The sequence below is a fragment of the Parabacteroides sp. AF48-14 genome (assembly GCF_003477465.1).
In the GTDB taxonomy this organism is placed as follows: domain Bacteria; phylum Bacteroidota; class Bacteroidia; order Bacteroidales; family Tannerellaceae; genus Parabacteroides; species Parabacteroides acidifaciens.
This window is the reverse complement of record NZ_QUDI01000085.1, coordinates 1-3,234: the sequence shown is the minus strand read 5'-3', so window position 1 is coordinate 3,234 and position 3,234 is coordinate 1. Positions and strand designations below refer to the sequence as shown.

At 41.2% G+C, this 3,234-nt stretch carries 4 protein-coding genes; all 4 read left to right on the top strand.

Annotation, left to right across the window (positions count from 1 at the left end):
• Positions 1 to 244: 244 nt before the first annotated feature.
• Positions 245 to 763: a transposase gene (locus DW083_RS21745; protein WP_122333808.1), complete on the top strand. Its 519-nt coding sequence runs from the start codon at positions 245 to 247 to the stop codon at positions 761 to 763.
• A 4-nt stretch (positions 764 to 767) separates the two neighbouring features.
• A complete protein-coding gene (locus DW083_RS23725; RefSeq protein WP_122333807.1) occupies positions 768 to 950 on the top strand; it encodes a hypothetical protein in 183 nt (60 codons plus the stop codon).
• Positions 951 to 1,359: 409 nt separating this feature from the next.
• A complete protein-coding gene (locus DW083_RS21735) occupies positions 1,360 to 2,088 on the top strand; it encodes an N-6 DNA methylase (protein WP_122333806.1) in 729 nt (242 codons plus the stop codon).
• 299 nt (positions 2,089 to 2,387) lie between these two features.
• The gene (locus tag DW083_RS23255) at positions 2,388 to 2,894 is read left to right on the top strand and encodes a hypothetical protein (protein WP_233552329.1); all 507 of its coding nucleotides are present in this window, start codon (positions 2,388 to 2,390) and stop codon (positions 2,892 to 2,894) included.
• Positions 2,895 to 3,234 lie beyond the last annotated feature (340 nt).

Below are 3,234 nucleotides of genomic sequence, written 5' to 3'. Positions count from 1 at the left end.
AGAGGGGGTGACGGATTGACCAAAGAAGCCTTGACTATACACAAGTAAAGCTTGGCTATTTGTAGTCCAGGCTTTTTTTATACATTGGAATCACAAACAATAAATAAAAGCCAAAATGATAACTATGCTTAAAAGCGTGTCCTGTAACAGGGATGCGCTTTTTTGTGAGAAGTCCGAACTTACCCAAGCCCGTACTTTCTTTTTTGGCTAAGAATACGTATCTTAAGGCACAACAAATTTCCATATGGCAAATATACGATTTAAATCCTACGACCAGCACCAGCAGAGCTTTTTCCCGCTCCGCTTGGATGAGAAAATCCCGGAATCGCATCCGCCCCGTCTAATCAACCGTTTCCGTAGTAAGCGTATGAAGGAACAGGTCAATAGTTTGTTCATACAAGTGGTGATGTTGCTGGTGGAGATGGGTCAGATCAGCCTGGACGTCCAATATATAGACGGTACCAAGATCGAATCGGTGGCGAACAGATATACTTTCGTCTGGCGCAAAAGTACTGAGAAGAATAAGGAGAAGCTGGAGGAGAAGATCCGTGGCATCCTTTCCCAAATAGACGAGGGTATCGTCCAAGACAATAAACCGGCAGATGGGGACGGAGAATCAGTATATCACAAACTTTGGTTTGTATCCCAACCCTGCCGAGACGCTGACGCTGCCCAGTTTTCTGAGCCTGGGAATGGCGCGTTTAGGAAAGCTGCCCGAGACGGTTTGCGCGGATGCCGGATATGGAAGCGAGGAGAATTATGAATGGATGGAAAAAAACGAGCTACAGGCTTTTGTAAAGTATAATTATTTCCATAAAGAACAAAAACGCGGTTTTAAAAAAGAAGCCTTCCTCTTCGAGAACCTTTATTATAATGAACAGGACGACTACTTGGTCTGCCCCATGGGGCAGCACATGAGGTCTATCGGCGACAAAACAACGACTTCTTAGCATGGGTATACATCCCTTTTTGCGTTTACCGTTTAGTGACTGGTCTCCTTATTTTCGACCTCCTGGTTAGCCTTAGTTTAACTGTCCTAACAGTCTTTCCCCCTTTTATAATTCGGCAAAGGTATGATGTCGTCGTGAAATGAAAGAGTTCCGGGCTTGGCAGCTCTTTGCCCTGAAAGAATAACGCCACCCGTAGCATGCGCATGATTTTTTGTCGTTCAAAACTTTTTTAATTCCCTTCCTCCATCCCTGAATATGGCCGAAATAAAAGGTCGAAGAAACTCAGTCAGGATATGAAACTTAAAAAAAGTCGGCAGAAAGAGACCAGCCAAAAACGGATTGAAATTTAGGTCTTCTAAAATCTTGCCGAGCATAAATTTTGAAAGTTAAACACATTAATATCAATTATATGATACCGAAAGAATTTCAAGCGCATTACGATAGGCTTTGTTATGGCAGAAGTAGAAAAGACGTATTCTGCTATTTTTTAGACGTATGTCTGTATTATCTATCCGTAGGGATGCTGTCAGAGGATTATTTGAGAATAACGAAACAGTACAAAAAAGAAAATATGCCCTTGTTCCTAGAAATGCTTCAAATCGTTGGCGATAACTCCGAGGGATTTAGAGATGTCTTAGGTGACGTTTTTATGGATTTTGTTTCTCATGGCCATAACGGACAGTTTTTCACTCCTATGCATATAACGGATATGATGTCAATAATTACAGGTTGTGATAGTCTTTCGCCGGAACAATCTGTTTGCGATCCGGCTTGTAGTTCGGGCAGAACATTACTGTCTGCCGCAAAATTGTGTGCAGAGAAAAACGAGGGAGAAAGGCCGTTCTACTATGGCTCTGATATTGATATTACTTGCGTGAAAATGGCGGTCATCAATATGCTGCTGAACTCTATCCCCGGAGAGATTGCCTGGATGAATGCTCTGACGATGGAGCACTGGAGAAACTATTGTGTAGATTTAATGCTGATTCGTGGTGTATGGCTGCCTACATTGAAGGTCAAGAATAAAGGCCAGACGAGTTTCGTCAGACGGTTAGAAAAAACGTATGAGGAAAAAACCGAAATAAAAGATCGGGTAATAGAAAATGTTAAGCCTGTACAGTTATCCTTCGAATTCTAAAATTAATCACTCCGTAACCATAAGACAGTTACGGAGACAATAACCCACCACGAATTATTATGTATTACGAAACGAATTGCACGGAAATAACCGCAGAACAATGGAGTGAATTAATGAGAAACAACCGAAAATGTTCTTACAAGAGATTGATCGGTAAGTTGAAAAGGTATTTGTCGGAACTGTATGACTCCCTTTGTCTGCAATACCCCAACCCCTATGACGGGCAATGCTGGCAGACAAAGACACATTACATATTGGTACATTCGGCAATTGAGTATTTTATAAATAAACAGTAGATAATGAAATGGATTAAAAAAATAGTGGAGCGCATAACAAGTAGTGACGCTCCACTGAATAACAGCTTTAGAGTGAATCAGCATAAGATTGACTGTCAAAGCGGTATGAGAGATTTTGTATGTGTGATTATTGATAACTTACATCACTTTTCTTTTGACTTTTGGACAAAAGAACTCTGCCGGGATAATACCTGCCGGTATTGGGAGGATATTACACAGGCTTTTAAAGAGATATACGAAAATATTAAAGTAACAGATAATTTTAAAACAGCACATTCAGACTATTGTTTTACATCAACAGACAGAAGATCAAGAAAAACGGGAGATCTATCTCTCCACGATACTGAGACTGAAAACCATATCGCTGAACGACTATCTGATTCTGTTGTGCAAGATTGTCCGGCTCGCGGTCAAGCTGATCTGACCCATCTCCACCAGCAACATCACCACTTGTATGAACAAACTATTGACCTGTTCCTTCATACGCTTACTACGGAAACGGTTGATTAGACGGGGCGGATGCGATTCCGGGATTTTCTCATCCAAGCGGAGCGGGAAAAAGCTCTGCTGGTGCTGGTCGTAGGATTTAAATCGTATATTTGCCATATGGAAATTTGTTGTGCCTTAAGATACGTATTCTTAGCCAAAAAAGAAAGTACGGGCTTGGGTAAGTTCGGACTTCTCACAAAAAAGCGCATCCCTGTTACAGGACACGCTTTTAAGCATAGTTATCATTTTGGCTTTTATTTATTGTTTGTGATTCCAATGTATAAAAAAAGCCTGGACTACAAATAGCCAAGCTTTACTTGTGTATAGTCAAGGCTTCTTTGGTCAATCCGTCACCCCCTCT